Here is a 17,965-nt window from a genome sequence, read left to right as displayed (position 1 = left end):
TAACCCAATGAAAATAAACAGTGAATTTTTTCCGCTAACGCAAGTGGCGACTCGTTTCGTGAACCAGTTAGCCCAATGTCGCCGCCTGAACATCAGTGTACTTGAGGCGAGTGAGCATCATGTTTTACTCGAACTGCCATACAGCCAAGATATTATTGGTGATCCTGATACCGGAGTTATCCATGGTGGTGTGGTAACTACGTTAATCGACACGGCATCAGGTACGTCGGTTGTGAGTGCAATTTTAGCTAAATATGAGTCTCTAGAGATATCGCCAACTTTGGATTTGCGTGTTGACTATATGAAACCCGCTGAACCTGATAAGCCACTTTATGCGATTGCTGAGTGTTATCGTTTATCAGCCAACGTTGCTTTTACAAGAGCCATTGCTTATCAAGATAGTGTTGATGATCCTATTGCTCATGCTGTTGGTTCTTTTATGCGAATAAGTCCAGAAATGGTCGGCGAAGAATTCCGCCAAGCATTAATGGGAGACACTAGCACCAGCGATGAGCTCGCTGTTAATAAAAACCTTAGTACTGGCACTTCTTCAAAAACTGACAGCGAAGTACTCGTTGACGATGAATTAAACGTTCATGATATTGTAAAGCGTGCTATTGATCTTAATGATTACAGTTATCTGCTGGCAAAAGTGCCGTACACGCAATTTATTGGCATGAGTGTTAACCGTTTCGGTGATGAAATGGTGTTTAAATTGCCACAAAAAGACGACAATATCGGTAACCCTATTTTACCTGCCATCCATGGCGGTGTTATCGCGGGCTTTATGGAAATGTCGGCGATTGTGCAATTAATGGTATTTATGCAGGCGAAGAAGGTACCTAAGATCATTGACTTCTCAATTGATTACTTACGTGCTGGCTTACACCAAGATACCTTTGCAGAGTGTAAAATTACTCGTCAGGGGCGCAGAGTCGCCCACGTAACGATAAATTGTTGGCAAACGAATAGAAAGCAGTTGATAGCAACAGCTAGAGCCCATTTTTTATTAGACCAATAAAGTGTAAATTAAACATAAGCCATTTTTTACAGTATTCTTAATAAGTATTCTTAATAAGAAAATAGTACCCAGAGGAACAATCATGAAACTGTCTATCGTTGTTGTAACATTAGTATTAATGATGTCTGCTTGTGCCAATCACACAGCAGGGGTTTCAGCGGGTTCAAATGGTGTCACGAGAGTGGATAATTACTCATTTGGTCAAGAAGTTGCCGTTGAGCAAGTTAGAGTACGTACTCAAGGGGACTTGCTACAAGGTTCAGCACTTATTATGAGCCAAGTTGGCAGCGATTTACGCCTACAATATAAGTTCACTTGGTATGATGTCAGCGGTTTTACTATCGAAGATGAGGCCACAAGTTGGAAGTCGTTAAAGTTACATGGCAAACAGCAAATGCAAGTAACAGCGTTAGCGCCTAATGCCAATGCGACACGTTTTGATGTTTACGTGCGTAAAGCATTCTCTAACTAATCTGTATTTTGAGTATTAAAAACACCCTAATTGGGTGTTTTTTTATCGCTATATATTTTTTATTGCTGTGTGATACAAATTTGTACTTAAATAGTTAATGAAAAGTTCACGGTAATAGTGTCGTACTTAAGTTGAATCGTTTATAATCCGCCTCGCCAAGGGGTGTTAGCTCATTAATGAGCTAACTGAGATGTCTAATGACAAACCCTTAGAACCTGATCCGGCTCATACCGGCGTAGGAATAGGCTGCATTTATTTACGACAACACAGTTACGATAGCGCGGTTAGCACAACGCACATAAGACCCGTTTGTCACAGATGCACATCACTCATTCGCTATGCTTGCCGGATCTCAAAATTATTATTTGAGGTCCTATGTCTTTATTAAAATCTAAATCGCCTGTTGCGATAGCCATTCTCGCTGCTTTATCAACTTCCGCTGTTGCTCAAACAGAAAATATCGAACGCGTTGCTCCCGACGCTGAAAAAATGGAAGTGATTGTTGTTAATGCTGATTTTAGCAGTATAGAACTTGAAAAAGCGCCATCTAGTGTCACCGTAATTGACAGTCAACAATTGCAAGATGAAGGCGCTCAACATTTTGAAGACGTTTTGAACTCCATTGCTAACTTTAACTGGTCTGGTGGCAGCTCTCGCCCTAAATATTTCCAAATCCGTGGTGTGGGTGAACAAGAAGAGTATCAAGGCGCACCTAATTCATCGGTTGGTTTTATTGTTGATGATATCGACTTGTCTGGTATTGGCATGGTTTCGAGCATGTACGACATGCAACAAGTTGAAGTCTTGCGCGGGCCTCAAGGTACGCAATACGGTGCCAATGCGTTAGCAGGTTTGATTTATTTAAAAAGTAATGACCCTACAGATGTGTTTGAACATGGCGCGCAAGTATCAATGGGCGACGACGACTTACAGACATTCTCCGGTTTCAGCTCTGGTCCAATTTCTGATTCAGGAAAATTACTTTATCGCGTTTCTCTAGAGCAGCATTCTCAAAATGGTTACCGCGATAATACTTACCTTGAACGTGAAGATACCAATGCCCGCGACGAGTTTACGGCTAGAGCTAAACTGCGCTGGTACGCATCTGATGATGTCCAATTCGATTTAACCCTATTACACGCGAACTTTGATAATGGTTATGATGCTTGGACACTGGATAACAACGGCTTTGAAACCATCACAGATGCACCAGGTGTTGATGCTCAAAAAACCACAGGTGTAGGTTTAAAAGCTATTTTCTCTCAGTTCGAAAAATTTGAACTCACCTCGTTAACCTCATATGCGCAAACTGATCATCATCATAATTATGACGGTGACTGGGCTAACCCTGAATATTGGGCATCTAAAGAATGTCCAGCCTATGATGACAGCTGGGCTGTTATTGGCACTGAGCCGTGTGTTTACGATTACACATGGGATAAACAAGGCGATCGTAAAACTATTTCACAAGAGTTTAGGATCAGTTCAAACGAAGCGGGTCGAATCTTTAATGATTCAACTGATTGGTTAGTGGGTTTATATGGCATGAATCTAAAAGAAGATAATGATTTATATTCTGAATATAACGGCTGGCCTGACGAGGTTTTACAATCTGAATATGAAGCAACCAATTATGCTGTTTTTGCTCAAACAGATACCCAGTTTGGCGACGGTTATGTCTTTTCTGCTGGTGTGCGTTTAGAACGCCGAGAAAGTGAATACAGCGATAGCAACGGCGATGAGTTCGACCCAACAGAGAATATGTGGGGCGGTCATTTAGCGATTTCGAAAAGCTTAAACCAAGATCATAATGCTTATTTCAGAATCGCGAGAGGATATAAAGCTGGTGGTTTTAACATGACATTACCACCGGAATTGGCTGATAAAAAAGAGTTCGATACTGAAATCTTATATAACTACGAATTAGGTCTTAAGTCATCTTGGTTAGATGGTGTGGTTGCGACGAATATGGCGTTATTTTATATGGACCGTCAAAACCAGCAAGTATCAGCGTCACAACAAGATCCAGATGATCAGCAGCGCTTTATTCTGTATACAGAAAATGCAGGCAGCGCCAAAAATTACGGTGCAGAAGCTGATTTTAAATACTATGCGACAGATAATATTCAGTTTTATGGCAGTGTTGGTTGGTTAGAAACTGAATACGGTGATTATCAATATAACGATAAGTATGGCAACGTGATTGATTTGACAGGTCGTGACCAAGCGCATGCGCCTAACTTTACCTATAGTGCTGGTATGAGTTATGTCAGTGATTCAGGTTGGTTTACTAACCTTAATGCGAGTGGCAAAAGTGATTTTTATTACTCAGACAGTAATGAATCAAAGTCCGATGCTTATACTATCTTCAATGCTCGCATTGGCTATGAGTCACAAATGTGGTCAGCATACCTGTGGGGCAGGAATTTATTTGATGAGCAATATGGTGTAAGAGGTTTCTACTTTGGCAACGAGCCAGATTTAGATTGGGCTGACAAACAATACGTTCGTTATGGCGACCCTCGTCAATTAGGTATTACCCTTGATGTGAAGTTTATGTAGCGTTAATGAGTAATCGTTAAAGATCATTTTCTTTAATAATTACAATAGTTTTAACAATATATTTTTACAACGTATTTCAGTGAAATACCGCCATAACTTGCTAGACTATGGCGGTATTTTTAATTGAGACGTACCTAAGGAATTCCTGATGAAATTAACTGCTGAAATCAGTATGTATCCATTTAACGAAAACTATTTAGATCCGATTAAATGGTTTATTGGTCGTGTTGATAGCTATTCAAACATTGAAAGAAAAACCAATGCGATGGCAACACAAATCTGTGGCGAATATGCAGATGTGATGTCAATGCTTGCGGTTGAAATGGAAGCCGCCCATCAAAAGTGGGGCAAGGCTGTTTTTGTATGTAAGTTTATCGGTGGCGAATTAGATTTAAGCCATACAGAATAAAACTTGTTAATTCGCTCAATATAGAAAAAGAAGCGCCTTATTATGCTTGCTGAGATTTTTCAATCAATACAAACGGCCATCGCTGAAGCCACCGCTATGACTGGCTGGGAGGCGGTTGCTGTCATATTGGCCATCGCATATTTAGTTCTCGCCATGAGAACTAATATCTGGTGCTGGGCTGCAGCATTTGTCAGTACGGCAATTTACACCGTGTTGTTTTGGAAAGTCTCATTATTGATGGAGTCATTGTTGAATGTATATTACATGGCAATGGCTATTTATGGTTTTTGGTTGTGGCGTTATGGTGCCAGCGATGTCCACAACACGGCTTCTCCCATTATCAGTTGGTCACTGAAGACACATCTAATAATTATTGCCGTTACAAGCATAATCTCTCTAGTCGTAGGTTATTTAATGGCAACGAATACCTCAGCTTCGTTTCCTTATCTTGATGCATTAACGACATGCTTTGCTGTGATGACAACCTATCTAGTGGCGAAAAAGGTCATTGAGAATTGGTATTACTGGATGGTGATTAATTCATTATCGATTTATTTATACTTACAGAAAGGCTTGATGCTCACATCTGGTTTACTTATTTTATATCTGTTCATGGCTGTCAGTGGTTATTTCATGTGGCGCAAGAAAATGCAGCAAGATAACCTTGACGTTAATTTATCTCTAGCAAAATAAAGGCGTTTAGAATGACTTTAAAGCCAGAATGGAGCCAGAATGGAGCAAGAGTGGAGCCTGAACTAAAATGCAGAAATAGATGAAAAAATTTAATCCTTGGTCTGTATTGCCTGCATCATTTCAAAGACTACTGCCGTCTAATTTAGTGAATGAGATAAGTTCACATTGTATTGGCGTCACTAAGCTATCTGCTGGTTTAAGCAATAGTAATTATCGGCTCCACATGCTTCATCAAGATTGGGTGCTGCGTGATAATAAAAATGTTCAACAATGGTGTGATAGAGACAATGAAGTCATTTGCTGGCAGATGGTTGAAGCAGTTAAATTAGCGCCAAAGCTGATCTGGAAAAGTGCTAATAAACAGTTTTATTTGAGCGAATTTATTAAGCAAGATAGGTTTGATTGGTCATCTATATACTCTGAATACGGCTTTAATTCCCGAGAACGCCCGGTTAATTCTGTTTTTCATCTAAATCCAATATCTCAATCCGCAGAGGATCAAACGCTATTAAAAAATAAGCAACAACAAGCACTTGACCCCGTTGAGCACCTGTTAACATTACTCTGCGAGTTATCAAGGCTACCTTTGCCACCTAGAGTCATCAGCTTAACGCAGCAATGGCAAGTTTACCTCGAGTCTTTAACAACCATTTCTCAAGTTGAAAAAAATCAACAATGGCAGAGTTCGTTCAGACAGTTAAAGCAACGACAAGTTGAGATGAATGCTTGGTTGGCTGATTTGGAATCATGCTTGATAGCTCCTCAGTTTTGCCATCGAGATTTATCACCCTATAATTTGTTGTTTTGCGATGATAAATTGCAATGCATTGATTTTGAATATTGTGCGGCCAGTCACCCAATGTTTGATTTGGCCTCTGTTTTGACAACTCACCAATTAACTTCGCATCAAGTGACCAGCTTATGTAAACAATATTTTGCTGAGCAACCAAATCTTAAAGCTGGCGCTAGCCAGTATGTAAGGCAAATCATTAATTGTTTTTGGATGTTTGCTGCCGCTTGGGCACTAATGATGGCAGGAACAGAGGTTGAAGACACGGGAATGGAAGTTGAAGTACCGATTGTAGGTAACAAGCTGACAGATATTGCTGAGGTAAAAGCTTCATATTTTACGTTATTCAACAAATACCTATCTTTAATATCATAAGGCTATTATTCTTAATCAATAGCCAAGATTAAGGAGAACGTCCGTTGAAGAAGTCATTCGTTCCAATATTGCTGGTGGTATTTTTAGTTGGCTGCTCAACTAAATTTAGTTATTTTTTTCTTGATTGGGCCATAGAATGGCGGGTAGAGGAATATGTGACTTTAGATAAGAGTCAGCAAAAACAATTTGATGTTCTACTAGATAAATTCCTCATCTGGCATCAAAAAGATGAATTATTAAGGTATAGCCAACAACTCAACACACTTTCTACTGCGATTGAAACGCAAACTGTGACGCCCGAAATGTGGCAGCAACAAGTTACGGATGCAAAGGCTCACTGGTTTCGTATTTTCGACTTTATCCTACCTGATTTATTACCCATCCTTGCAAGCTTATCTGATGAACAAGCCAATGGCATGATTGAACAGCTCAAACAAGATAATAAAGACTTAAACAAAAAGTATGCAGGAAAGACACAACAAGAGTTATTAGAAGATTCCAATGAGAAGATATTAGATCGTATTGATGATTGGCTAGGCAGCGTATCTACAGAACAACAAAGTTTAGTTAAAAAGTATAATAAACAGCGTATTGCGACCTTAGATATGTGGCTCGAATATCGACTTGAATGGTTAAGAGAGTTTCAACAAGCGATTGAAATGCGTGATGATGAACGCTTATTAGAACAACGTATGCGTTTATTAATGACCTCACCAGATGAATTAAAGTCAGAGGTTTACCAGCAACATGTTGATCAAAATTCTCGATTATTTGGTCAATTGGTGATTGATATTAATCGCAGTTTATCCGCCAAACAAAGGCAACATTTTACCGGTAAAATGGAAGAACTAATTACTGACTTAAGTGATCTTTCAAGTGAGATAAAATAATTCAGGTACTATTTTAGGCTGTTTTAATTACCTGTGATGAAATAATTTTCGACTAAGCTTGGTCTATTGACGTAATGAATGAATATTTTAAGGAATAAATATGACCAACCTTTACCAGCAGTTTTTAAATTTTTTAAAACACCTTGAAGGTTTAGCACCATTAGCATTACGTATTTATCTTGCGCCGGTATTAATGCAGGCTGGTTATAATAAATTGTCGCATTTTAGCGATACTGCTGCATGGTTTGGTAATCCAGATTGGGGATTGGGACTACCAATGCCTGAGGTGATGACAGCACTTGCTGCAGGTACTGAGTTATTTGGTGGTTTCTTATTATTGGTTGGTTTAGCGACTCGATTAGTGGCTATTCCAATGATGTTTACCATGTTGGTTGCGGCATTTGCTGTTCATATTGATAACGGCTGGTTAGCTATTGCTGATGCTAGTTCTTGGCTTGCGAATGATAATGTTGCCGCATCTGCTGAAAAATTGGCTGCTGCGAAGTCAATTTTGCAACAGCATGGTAATTATGAATGGCTTACTAGCTCAGGTAACTTTGTTATCTTAAATAATGGTATAGAGTTTGCCATTACCTATTTATTTATGTTGCTGGCTCTACTCATGATGGGTGGTGGTCGATACACTAGCGTTGATTACTTTATTCGAAAGCGTTTTATGTCATAAATTGAGTCATTAAAAAATCCCACTTCAATGTGGGATTTTTGTTAGTATCAGTCAGAATTTAATTAATGTGATTGATAAAAAGGACATTTCATTGGACGCATCAGAATTATTACTTACCCGACAATCAACGCCGAGATTAACTCAACCTGCTCCTTCAGAGTCTCAACTTGATTTCATTCTTAATGCTGGCGCACGTGTGCCTGATCATGGTGCTTTAACGCCATGGGAATTTATCATTGCTACTGGTGATGGTCTTAATAAGTTAGGCGATATTTTTGTTAAAGCAGCGACTGCAAACGGAGCAGAAGAAGCCTTTATCGCTAAAGCTAAAAATATGCCACACCGTGCCCCGATGGTCATCACTATCGCGACTAAAAATCAGCAGCACCCTAAAGTTCCTTTACTTGAGCAACAACTGGCAGCAGGTTGTGCCACGATGGCAATGCAGCAAGCGGCTTTTTCATTAGGGCTTGGCGCAGTGTGGCGCACAGGTGACTTTGCTTTTAGCGCGGTTGTTAATGAAGGTTTAGGCTTAGCCGAAGATGAGCAAATAGTGGGATTCTTATACGTAGGTACGCCAGCAGTTAACGCACCTGTTAAACCGTTAAAGCCTGGACGTCAATTTGCTCGTTTTCTTTGATATCTGCTCAGCCTAGATAAATGATTCACTTAGATAAAATATGAACGTAGGAAAATTATGAGCCTAAATAAACTCTGGGCTTATACAAACCTTGAGTCTAATAAGTTTGAGTATTGATTCACCAAATATAGGCTTTAATAAATAGTGAAGGATTCGGCGCTATCAGGTGAAATCATCTGTAGATAAAATATGACGCTGTTATTTATCAGCGTCATATACTTGAGCTTTTATTCACTTGGGTCTAAGGAGTCTAGCGGGAGTAAATTTTGATAAATATAATAACCTAAAGGCCCAAAAATCAAGCTAATTGTTCCCCATAAATACCTTCGTACATTGTCGATATGAGCACCCGTTGTTATTGCTCGATGACAAAACATGATATGCAAAATACTTAATAACAGTATTAATAACATCACCAAATCCATTTGTTCCATGTCTACATCCTTGATTACTGCAAAGAGACTTATTTAAGCTTAATCTCATTTTAGGATTTCGCAGTAAAAACAATTAAAAATCCATCTTTAAGTTGATATAACTTACTCTAATTAGTCTTACTAATTCAATGGTTTTTATGAATATTTATACAAAAGTTTGAAGTTAAGCTGTTTAATTAAGCAGTTACTAAACTATAGTGTGCTTTTTAAACTCATTTGTTGATTAATATCATCAAGCCATAGTGGATACTTACGCATAACTACCTGAAATAAATTGCTTTCAATGTGAAGTTTTAGCCACTGCCTCACTTTGGAGTATTGGCTCTGCTCAAACCAATTTTTATTTACATGGGCGAACTGTCTGACAAACGGAAAAATAGCAAAATCAGCATAGGTAGGGCTGTCAGCAAATAAGTGCGTGGAGTCGCTTAATCTCTGTTCCAGTAATGCAATGAATTTACATGCATTTTCCCGATAATACTCTTCAGAATACTCAAGGTGTCTATCTGCGTATTTGTATTTATCTAGCCAGGTTTTAAATTCGTTATCATTTTTTTCAATTAGTGCTTTAGCATTGGCATCATTTAGAGAGTGAATTAATAAATCATATTCACCTTTGCATAAATATTCGCTATTGGTTGCAGGATAATTACCTAGAGAAAAATGGACAATGTCTAGGCTTTCTTCTAGTACAAAAGGGTGATGGTCTACACCAGCGCCGCCAGTATCTTGCTGCGTGTTTACCACTAATACAGGTACCGTGCCTTTAGGTGAAACGTCGAGTAATTGAGTCGGTTTATTTTTTAGTATTATTTCACGTATTTGCGGGTTTAATGAAGATAAGTGTAACCCTAAGCGGGCGCGCATAGCATATGGGCAACGTCTAAAACTATATAGGATCATAATTTGAGTTATTTTTTTATTAAGTATTTGATTCATTTTAAGAGGTTAATAAATGAATTGTTAGTGATAAATCCTAAGTTGACCATCAAAGTGTGTGATCTGATTCAAATTAAATTGCCGTGAAGACTGTGATTAGGGTACAATTTCGCGCCTTTATTTGAGGTCTGTCACCTTAAGTGGTCTTGCATTAGTCAGCTTACATTAAATGCTCTGGAAATTAAGTTCCAGCTTGCGGAGAACCCCATGTCACAAGTCGTTGTTTGTGCTTTATATAAATTTGTTGCGTTACCTCATTTCGAATCCATTAGAGCGCCATTATTAGCCCATATGGAAAATGCCGAGATCCGCGGTACCTTATTACTCGCTAAAGAAGGTATTAACGGCACAGTTGCAGGTAGTCAGCAAGCCATTGATGGGTTACTTGCATGGCTGGCAACTCAAGAAGGCTTAGCTGATATTGTCTGTAAGTTTTCTTTTGATGAAGACATGCCTTTTTATCGCACTAAGGTAAAACTTAAAAAAGAAATTGTGACCATGGGTGTAGAGGGGATCGACCCTCGTGAAGTCGTTGGTACCTACGTTAAACCAAAGGATTGGAATGCACTTATTTCCGACCCTGAAGTATTACTGGTTGATACGCGTAATGATTACGAAGTTAAAATCGGTACCTTTAAAGATGCCGTTAATCCAGTAACAGAGACATTTCGAGAGTTTCCTGATTATGTAAAAGAAAACCTAGACCCTGCAAAACACAAAAAAGTGGCTATGTTTTGTACCGGTGGTATTCGCTGCGAAAAATCGACTGCTTATCTAAAAGAGCAAGGCTTTGAAGATGTTTATCATCTTGAAGGTGGCATTTTAAAATACCTTGAAGAAGTCAAACCTGAACAAAGCATGTGGGAAGGTGAGTGCTTTGTATTTGATAATCGAGTTGCAGTGAATCATGACCTTGAAAAAGGCATTTACGATCAGTGCAACGCATGCCGTATGCCTATCACTCAAGAAGAAATGCAATCAGAAGCTTATGTGCAAGGTGTAAGTTGTCCCCATTGTATTGATAAAATATCTGATGAGCAACGCCAACGTTTTATCGAACGTGAACGCCAAGTTCAGCTAGCGAAACAGCGCGGCGAAGCGCATATTGGTAGCGAAGTAAAGCAAGTGATTGCCCAGCGTCGTAAAGACAAAGAGTCACTAAAACAAGCGCAAAATGAAAAGTAAAAGTTAAGTAAGTTAGTTTATGTTGCACGCTAAGATTTATTGGTTAAATTTCTAGCTTCGTATCAGAGTTTTAGTGATTAACCAAAGTAAAAAAGCATCCATATGGATGCTTTTTTAGTTTTTTAACTAGTTGTTCAGATTAACGACAACCGAGACTAACCAAAACTGAGGTTAATACCAATTGTGGCCAATCTCTTTTGCTCAGCGTATAAATCTTGCAGTAATAATTCATTATGTTTGGCTTGCTCACCAGAAAATATGACATTGAAATCTGCCTGCTGTGCTTTTACGATTATGTGCTGATAACTACTGGATGTGCGGCCAAGATTAAATAGCACTGCTAATCGCAAAAGGGTCAATAATCTGAAAAAGGCAAGGCGCTGTGTTTCATCAGCAATGGTGATTGAAAGGTAATTGATTTTCTTTCTATGGTTGCCAACGAGCAAGGCTAATAATTGTTGCTGTTGCTGATTAAAACCCGGTAAATCACTATTTTCAAGAATGTAACTTCCGTGTTTATGGTGAGACTTTGAGTTAATCGAAATACCTATTTCATGTAGCTGGCAGGCACCTTCTAAAAGCCAGCGATAACCCGTTAACTGCCACTTTTTTGTGACTTGCTCAAATAATGTCAGCGCAGTATTGGTTACTTTAAGCGCTTGATTTGAATCAGTATGATATAGCTGAGTTAAACTTGATAACGTGCGTTGTCTTATATCATTTTGCTGCTCAATTTTAGCCAGTTCGTACAATACCCCTTCACGTAGAGCGCCTTTAGCCGCTTGTAGGCTTTCAATACCTAACTGCCTGAAAAAGCTGATAAGAATAGCTAGGCCTGCAGCCAATAATGGGATTCTTCTGTCATCTAAATGCTCAAATACAAGTTTTTCAATACTGCCTATATTAATCAGGTGTTTCTTTAATGCCAGCAGGTTTTTAGCAGTAATGCCTTCGCCGTTATCGGTAATTTCACTAATCGCAAGCGAAATGGCTTTAGCAGAACCTGAGCTACCCAATACAAGTGACCAGTCTTGATTAAAGTAGACCTGACTTAAGCCTGCAAACTGCTTGTCTGCTGCTAAAATCGCCTGCTTAAAAGCATCTTTTGATAGCTGACCATTAATAAAGAAACGCTTGTTATAACTGACACAACCACATTTTAAACTGGCTAAATGTTTTGCGCGTTTTTCATTCCCCACAATGACTTCTGTTGAGCCACCACCAATATCAATGACAATATTTTTCTGTTTCAGTACTTGGCTATGGGCAATACCAGTGTAGATCAAGCGAGCTTCTTCATGCCCTGAGACCACATCAATGGGATAGGGCAGTATTTTTCTGGCGGCTTTTAAAAATGATTGTCGGTTCTTAGCAACACGAAGTGCGTGGGTTGCGACTATTTTGACTTGCGTCTTGGCTAAGTTTGAAAAACGTTGACTGAAATCTTTAAGACACTGAACACCATTGTCGATAGCAACTTCATCTAGCACATTTTGGTTGTCTAAATATTTAGCCAATTGCACTTGGCGCTTTTCTTTGTGCAGCACTTGTAAAAGCCCATCTTGTTCACGGGCTATGACTAAGTGGAAACTATTAGACCCCATGTCGATAGCGACAAAATGTTGTGAGTCTTCTGCAATAACATCTGCCAAATCTACGCCTCTTGTGGTAATTCTTGTAGTTTCTTATTGTTATTTAAACAATGAGTTGTTGTGTTACTTATTGCAGCGAGTGCACTTGTTACTTTTTTCTCATAGCCATTGAGGTATTGATGAATGGCCACTTGGCTGCGAAGCTTTCGTTTATTTCCTCTTGGGTGATATCGGTTGTCTTGCTGCTGGTTAATCACCCTAGACTTTGTATTATCTTTAAATTGCAGTGAAAGTATAGCAATAACCATCTGTTTTAACTGCTTATCATATACAGGCGTAGTGACTTCAATTCGTTCATCAATATTTCGTGTCATCCAATCTGACGACCCTATAAACAGTTTTTGTTCACCGCTAGCATGAAACAACATAACGCGCGAATGCTCTAAATAGCGGTCAATAATACTGAAAACCTTAATGTTATCGCTTTGCCCAGGGACTTGAGGAATTAAACTGCACATACCGCGTATTAGCATGGTGATTTTGACACCCGCTTGTGACGCTTCATAAAGCTTATTAATCATGATGTCGTCGACTAGATTGTTTAATTTCAGTTGAATACTGGCAGGCTTATTCTGCTTAGCTTGTTCAATTTCATTATTGATTAAACCAATGAGCTTATTTCTAGAATTATAAGGTGAGACAATTAAATGGTTGAATTCATCTTTGCGGTAAGGTCGTTCAATGAGGTCAAAGACTTGTTTTACTTCACCGGCAATATCTTGGTTTGCTGAGAATAACGAGAAATCAGTGTAAAAGCGTGCAGTTCCTTCGTTGAAATTACCTGAACCAATATGACAATAATATTGGGTTTTATTCTCTTCTTTACGACCAATTAGGCACAGTTTTGAATGCACTTTTAAACTAGGGATACCGTGATGAACTTTTACACCTGCTTCAGCTAAGCGGCGAGTCCAGTTAATATTAGACTCTTCATCAAAGCGCGCTCTTAATTCAATTACAGCCGTGACGCGTTTACCGTTTTTAACTGCATCAATAAGAGATTGCATTATGTGACTCTTTTTAGCCACACGGTATAAGTTTATTTTAATGAATTTAACTGCTGGATCATAAGCGGCTTGTCTGACTAACTCAGTGAAATGCGAGAATTTATGATATGGATAATTGAGCATGATATCTTTATGTCTAATGGCATCGAAGCTATTATCAAAGGCTAAAAACTGACTGCTATCAATAGGGTGAAGCTTTTCATTGACTAGTTTTTTACGACTTGGATTAGGGAAATCCATAAAATCTTTAAAGCTGTGATAACGACCGCCAGGAACTAAGCATTCTGTCGAGCTGATATGCAAATGAGACTTTAACATCTCGAGCATATCATCAGACATATTTCTATCGTAAACCAACCTTACAGGCTGAGCTTTTAAGCGTTTCTTAATCCCTTTAGTCATGCGCTCTAAAGTTGTTTGCTCAAGTTCATTACTGATATTGTAGTCAGCATCTCGGGTCATTTTCATTGAAAACACGTTAATGGTATCGAATTCAAAAAAGGGTCTAAATAAATCATCAATACAATGACGAATAATATTGTCGAGTAATATTAAGTGCTTTATTTTAGAAGTTTTTTCAGTAGGTAATTCAAGAAAGCGCGGTACATTTTTATTCGGCACTTCAATTAATGCGTATTCTTTGTTTTCACCGTTTTGTAAACTGGCCACGAGATAAGTTGTGCCATCAACTAAGTGCTGAACCAAGTCACTATCTTCATTGATAATATGCGGTGCAATATGTCGTTTAAGTTGATTTTTAAAATACTTCTTAAGCCAGGCACTATGAAACTCGCTTAGTTGAGTTTCATTGATTAAAAAGATATTGCAGCGCGCGAGCTCTTTCATTAGCACTGGATATATTTGGTCAAACTTTTCTTGTAAATCTAATACTTTAGCTTGAATCTTAGCCATCAAGCTTTGATATTCTAGTTGCTTTGAACTGATCCCCGATACCAAGATAGCGCGGCGAACTGCAGCCACTCTGACTTGGAAAAATTCATCCATATTGCTAGAAAAAATCCCTAAGAATCTAACTCGCTCGATTAAAGGCACTGATGTGTCATAAGCTTCTTGCAATACGCGCTCATTGAATGATAACCAAGAGAGTTCTTTATCGATAAATCTGTGATGTCGAGGTTCGTTCATGATGGGCTCCTGCAAAGCAATGCTGCAAAAATTAATCTATCACTAAATAGGTAGCGCTTAAATAGTACTATCGGATAGAGGTAGCTAATCAGCTGTTTAATATGAATAAAAATAGGAAGGTATTTTACTGCAGTTATATGACAGCTATGTGAACACATTGAGTGTGAACACTGTTTTCAGTAAATTCAAAGACGCAACAAATTGATTAAGCAAATTAAACCAATTGATGAAAATGTCAGCGAAATAACAGTGAACGCTAAACTTTATAAGATCCTATATAGCGCTTGTGTTATTTTTAGCATTGATTTGAATTTTTGAGTGGTAAGAAATGTTTATTGGGTTTGATTATGGCAGTGCTAATTGTTCCGTAGGAATTGAAAAAAATGGTGAAGTGACGTTAATTCCGATCAATGGCGACAGTAATTTCTTATCATCGACCTTATATGCAATGGACCGAGAATTAATCGCCGAAGCTGTTTATCAGCGTATTGCACCAGAGCTAAAAGCTGAATATGGCAAGCTGCGCTCTGCACAACTTAGCCGCGCAAGAATGGTTCGCCATGATTTGGATATTTACCCAGATGAGCAAGTGGTGTTTGTTGGCCCTGAGGCGATTGAAGCATATTTGGAGCTGCCTGACGAAGGGTTTTATGTCCGTTCGCCAAAATCATTTTTGGGTGCCAGTGGGTTAAGAGTTGAGCAGGTAGGACTGTTTGAAGACATCGTGACGCTTATGATGTTAGAAGTGATGTCTCGCGCGAATAAAGTGATCAATGAACCTATTACCAAAGCCGTTATTGGCAGACCGGTCAACTTTCAAGGCATTGGCGGAGAGTTAAGCAACCAACAAGCGCAAACTATTTTAGAAACTGCAGCTAAACGCGCGGGTTTTGAAGAGGTGAGTTTTTTGTTTGAGCCAATGGCTGCAGCGATGGATTATGAAGCTTCAATGACACGTAATCAAACCGTATTAGTGGTTGATGTCGGTGGTGGTACTACGGATTGTTCTATGGTGAAAATGGGGCCAGATTTACAACACAAAACAGATCGCAGTGAAGATGTACTAGGCCATAGTGGACAACGTGTTGGCGGTAACGATTTAGATATTGCCGTAGCAATGAATTGTTTTATGCCGCACCTTGGTCTTGGTTCTCAATTGAAAAACAATTTAACCGTACCAAGACAACCGTTTTGGAATGGTGTTGCGGTAAATGATATCAGCGCTCAGCGTGATTTTGGCTCGCTTGCCACGGCAAAATTAATTGATGAGTTAATTAAAGATTCGTCAAAACCTGCATTATTAGCACGTCTTAAATCATTAAGACAACATCAAATGAGTTATCAGTTTGTACGCCAAGCGGAGCAATCTAAAATAGGTTTATCATCACAGTCTGAGTACAGCGCAGACTTGTCATTTATTGAGCCTTTATTTACTGTGCCGGTAAATAGAACTGATTTTGAAACTGCGGTTGATCAACCCGTTGCTAAGTTGGTGACAATTATGAAGCAAGCGGTGGAGGGGACTGGCGTTATGCCTGATGTGGTTTATGTTACTGGCGGCACCGCAAAAAGTCCGGTTATTCATCAATGCATTGCCGAGCAATTTACTGATGCAGAAATCGTTGTTGGTGATCATTTTGGTAGTGTGACCAGTGGTCTTGTGCGCTGGGCTGGTAAAGTATTTAATTCTTAAGGAAAAGTGAAATGATGTTTACTCCATTAAAGTCGACACTGAATAACAAAGCGTTACTGCCTTCGCTGACTAAAACTACTGCGGCAATATTTGTTGTGGCGGCTAGCATGCTAACAATGAGTTGCAGTGATGATGTTGGTAAAGTCAGTTTAGGTGTTTTTACGACCAAAGATATTAAGCTAAATATGATGGTCGACCCGATCGTTTCAGGTGTAACGTGTCATGTTGCCAGTATTGAAGCTGATTTAAGCTTTTCAGATCCATCCGATTCGGCTATTTCATGTCGACAAACGGGTGAAATCACACCAGAAATGATTGCACAAATTGATATGTCTGCATCAGGCGAGATTGTATTTAAAAAGTCAAAAAGTATCTTTTTTAAAACCATGAAAATTAGACGTATTTTTGATAAAGAAAATCAAACTTTGATGTATGTTTCATATTCAACGAAAGAAACATCTGGCAGTTACAAGCACAGTTTATCCACTGTACCTCTGTGGGCTACAAAGGCTTATCGTCAGCCGCAGCCTGCGATTTAGCTTTAAGCTTGCTAGTTGAGATACTGATATACCCATGTTACCTCAAGATGCTTTGTCAGGCACAAGCTCGGATAACAATGCAAGGCGTAAGCTGAGGTAATTGTTATTCACTTTTCAAAGGTTACAACGTAGCAATGGCTTTCGAAGCAATGGTTTTCGAGCTTGCGCCCCGTAGGGCAAGTCAAATAGCACCAATCTGCGTTGTTATAAAATATCGATGTAGAATAACTATACTTCAATTTTATGCCTAGCATCTTGGCACTATTTGCCTTACTGACTTTGCATCTTGAAGTATCATGGGCATAGCTTAAGTTAATGGTTAACTTATAAAATAAATGGTGATTACATGGATTGTCCTTTTTGCCAAAGTGAACTGAATGAAGGCGCTCTCAAATGCGCTCATTGTCATGAGTATTTATCAGAGCATGTCTGCCCCGACTGTTATGGGACATTACCTGCTGGTGCCAAGGTGTGCATGCACTGTCGTTATCGCTTTAGCCAGATAAGTGTTGATGTGGGTCAGTTGTCCATGGCATTCAACACGGAAGTGTTGGCCTCTTTGTTGTTTAGGTTTCGACTTCTTCCCCAAGAAATCATAACCGATGAAGATAAAATCACGATTAATACCCCCGGTGTGTTTAGACTGTGGAATAACACGGATGAAGTACCATGGAATAAAATTGCAGGGTTTAATTACCGTAGCGGTATTATTTGGGACAAGGTTGAAATTGAAACTCGTGGTCAGAAACCCAGTGTGATTATTGGATTATCTAAAGCTAACAGTGATGAATTACGTAAAGTATTACAGTCTATTGTTAATGCTAACTAAATTG

At 39.0% G+C, this 17,965-nt stretch carries 17 protein-coding genes and 1 riboswitch; of the genes, 13 read left to right on the top strand and 4 right to left on the bottom strand.

The annotated features are described in order from the left end of the window. The first annotated feature begins 7 nt into the window (after positions 1–7). The 9 genes from L2737_RS22500 to L2737_RS07910 all read left to right on the top strand — a co-directional run bounded on the left by L2737_RS22500 (position 8) and on the right by L2737_RS07910 (position 8,537). Positions 8–1,021, top strand: coding sequence for a PaaI family thioesterase (locus L2737_RS22500; protein ID WP_229368205.1), 1,014 nt, complete (start codon positions 8–10; stop codon positions 1,019–1,021). A gap of 82 nt (positions 1,022–1,103) precedes the next feature. Beyond that, on the top strand, positions 1,104–1,493 hold the full coding sequence (locus L2737_RS07945) for a YcfL family putative periplasmic lipoprotein (protein ID WP_102529287.1): 390 nt from the start codon (positions 1,104–1,106) through the stop codon (positions 1,491–1,493). Between the two features lie 148 nt (positions 1,494–1,641). Then, positions 1,642–1,753: riboswitch (TPP riboswitch) on the top strand. A gap of 115 nt (positions 1,754–1,868) precedes the next feature. Further along, positions 1,869–4,055: a TonB-dependent receptor gene (locus tag L2737_RS07940; RefSeq protein ID WP_248955363.1), complete on the top strand. Its 2,187-nt coding sequence runs from the start codon at positions 1,869–1,871 to the stop codon at positions 4,053–4,055. Between the two features lie 148 nt (positions 4,056–4,203). Continuing rightward, positions 4,204–4,464, top strand: a complete 261-nt coding sequence (locus tag L2737_RS07935) for a YkoF family thiamine/hydroxymethylpyrimidine-binding protein (RefSeq protein ID WP_102529289.1) — start codon at positions 4,204–4,206, stop codon at positions 4,462–4,464. A gap of 42 nt (positions 4,465–4,506) precedes the next feature. Next, entirely contained in the window at positions 4,507–5,157 is a 651-nt protein-coding gene (gene pnuC / locus L2737_RS07930) for a nicotinamide riboside transporter PnuC (RefSeq protein ID WP_102529290.1), read from the top strand. 79 nt (positions 5,158–5,236) lie between these two features. Then, complete coding sequence (locus L2737_RS07925; RefSeq protein ID WP_248955362.1) at positions 5,237–6,322, top strand: phosphotransferase; 1,086 nt, start codon at positions 5,237–5,239, stop codon at positions 6,320–6,322. A gap of 44 nt (positions 6,323–6,366) precedes the next feature. Beyond that, positions 6,367–7,212 (top strand): DUF6279 family lipoprotein, encoded by an 846-nt coding sequence (locus tag L2737_RS07920; RefSeq protein ID WP_248955361.1) that lies wholly within the window; start codon positions 6,367–6,369, stop codon positions 7,210–7,212. 100 nt (positions 7,213–7,312) lie between these two features. After that, complete coding sequence (locus L2737_RS07915) at positions 7,313–7,897, top strand: HvfX family Cu-binding RiPP maturation protein (protein WP_283108286.1); 585 nt, start codon at positions 7,313–7,315, stop codon at positions 7,895–7,897. Positions 7,898–7,988: 91 nt separating this feature from the next. Further along, positions 7,989–8,537, top strand: a complete 549-nt coding sequence (locus tag L2737_RS07910; RefSeq protein ID WP_102529294.1) for an NAD(P)H nitroreductase — start codon at positions 7,989–7,991, stop codon at positions 8,535–8,537. A 227-nt stretch (positions 8,538–8,764) separates the two neighbouring features. Here L2737_RS07910 and L2737_RS07905 read toward each other — a convergent pair whose 3' ends face one another. Next, positions 8,765–8,971, bottom strand: a complete 207-nt coding sequence (locus tag L2737_RS07905; protein ID WP_102529295.1) for a hypothetical protein — start codon at positions 8,969–8,971, stop codon at positions 8,765–8,767. 192 nt (positions 8,972–9,163) lie between these two features. Next, the gene (locus tag L2737_RS07900; protein ID WP_248955360.1) at positions 9,164–9,874 is read right to left on the bottom strand and encodes a glutathione S-transferase; all 711 of its coding nucleotides are present in this window, start codon (positions 9,872–9,874) and stop codon (positions 9,164–9,166) included. Between the two features lie 243 nt (positions 9,875–10,117). Here L2737_RS07900 and trhO point away from each other — a divergent pair, with 243 nt between their 5' ends. Next, positions 10,118–11,095, top strand: a complete 978-nt coding sequence (gene trhO / locus L2737_RS07895) for an oxygen-dependent tRNA uridine(34) hydroxylase TrhO (RefSeq protein WP_248955359.1) — start codon at positions 10,118–10,120, stop codon at positions 11,093–11,095. Positions 11,096–11,250: 155 nt separating this feature from the next. On the opposite strand, the gene L2737_RS07890 is transcribed toward trhO, so the two are convergent. After that, positions 11,251–12,747 (bottom strand): Ppx/GppA phosphatase family protein, encoded by a 1,497-nt coding sequence (locus tag L2737_RS07890; protein ID WP_248955358.1) that lies wholly within the window; start codon positions 12,745–12,747, stop codon positions 11,251–11,253. A 2-nt stretch (positions 12,748–12,749) separates the two neighbouring features. Then, entirely contained in the window at positions 12,750–14,900 is a 2,151-nt protein-coding gene (gene ppk1, locus L2737_RS07885) for a polyphosphate kinase 1 (protein WP_248955357.1), read from the bottom strand. 328 nt (positions 14,901–15,228) lie between these two features. Between ppk1 and yegD the strand changes: the two genes are divergently transcribed. From yegD to L2737_RS07870, 3 genes are all read left to right on the top strand, one after another. Next, positions 15,229–16,593 carry a molecular chaperone gene (yegD, locus tag L2737_RS07880; RefSeq protein WP_248955356.1) on the top strand — a complete coding sequence of 455 codons (1,365 nt, stop codon included), beginning with the start codon at positions 15,229–15,231 and terminating at the stop codon, positions 16,591–16,593. Positions 16,594–16,700: 107 nt separating this feature from the next. Then, on the top strand, positions 16,701–17,132 hold the full coding sequence (locus tag L2737_RS07875) for a CreA family protein (RefSeq protein WP_198589606.1): 432 nt from the start codon (positions 16,701–16,703) through the stop codon (positions 17,130–17,132). Positions 17,133–17,478: 346 nt separating this feature from the next. After that, the gene (locus L2737_RS07870) at positions 17,479–17,961 is read left to right on the top strand and encodes a double zinc ribbon domain-containing protein (RefSeq protein WP_102529300.1); all 483 of its coding nucleotides are present in this window, start codon (positions 17,479–17,481) and stop codon (positions 17,959–17,961) included. The last annotated feature ends 4 nt before the right edge of the window (positions 17,962–17,965 follow it).

Source organism: Shewanella electrodiphila, from assembly GCF_023283985.1.
Classification (GTDB): Bacteria; Pseudomonadota; Gammaproteobacteria; order Enterobacterales; family Shewanellaceae; genus Shewanella; species Shewanella electrodiphila.
This window is presented reverse-complemented; position numbering and strand designations above follow the sequence as displayed.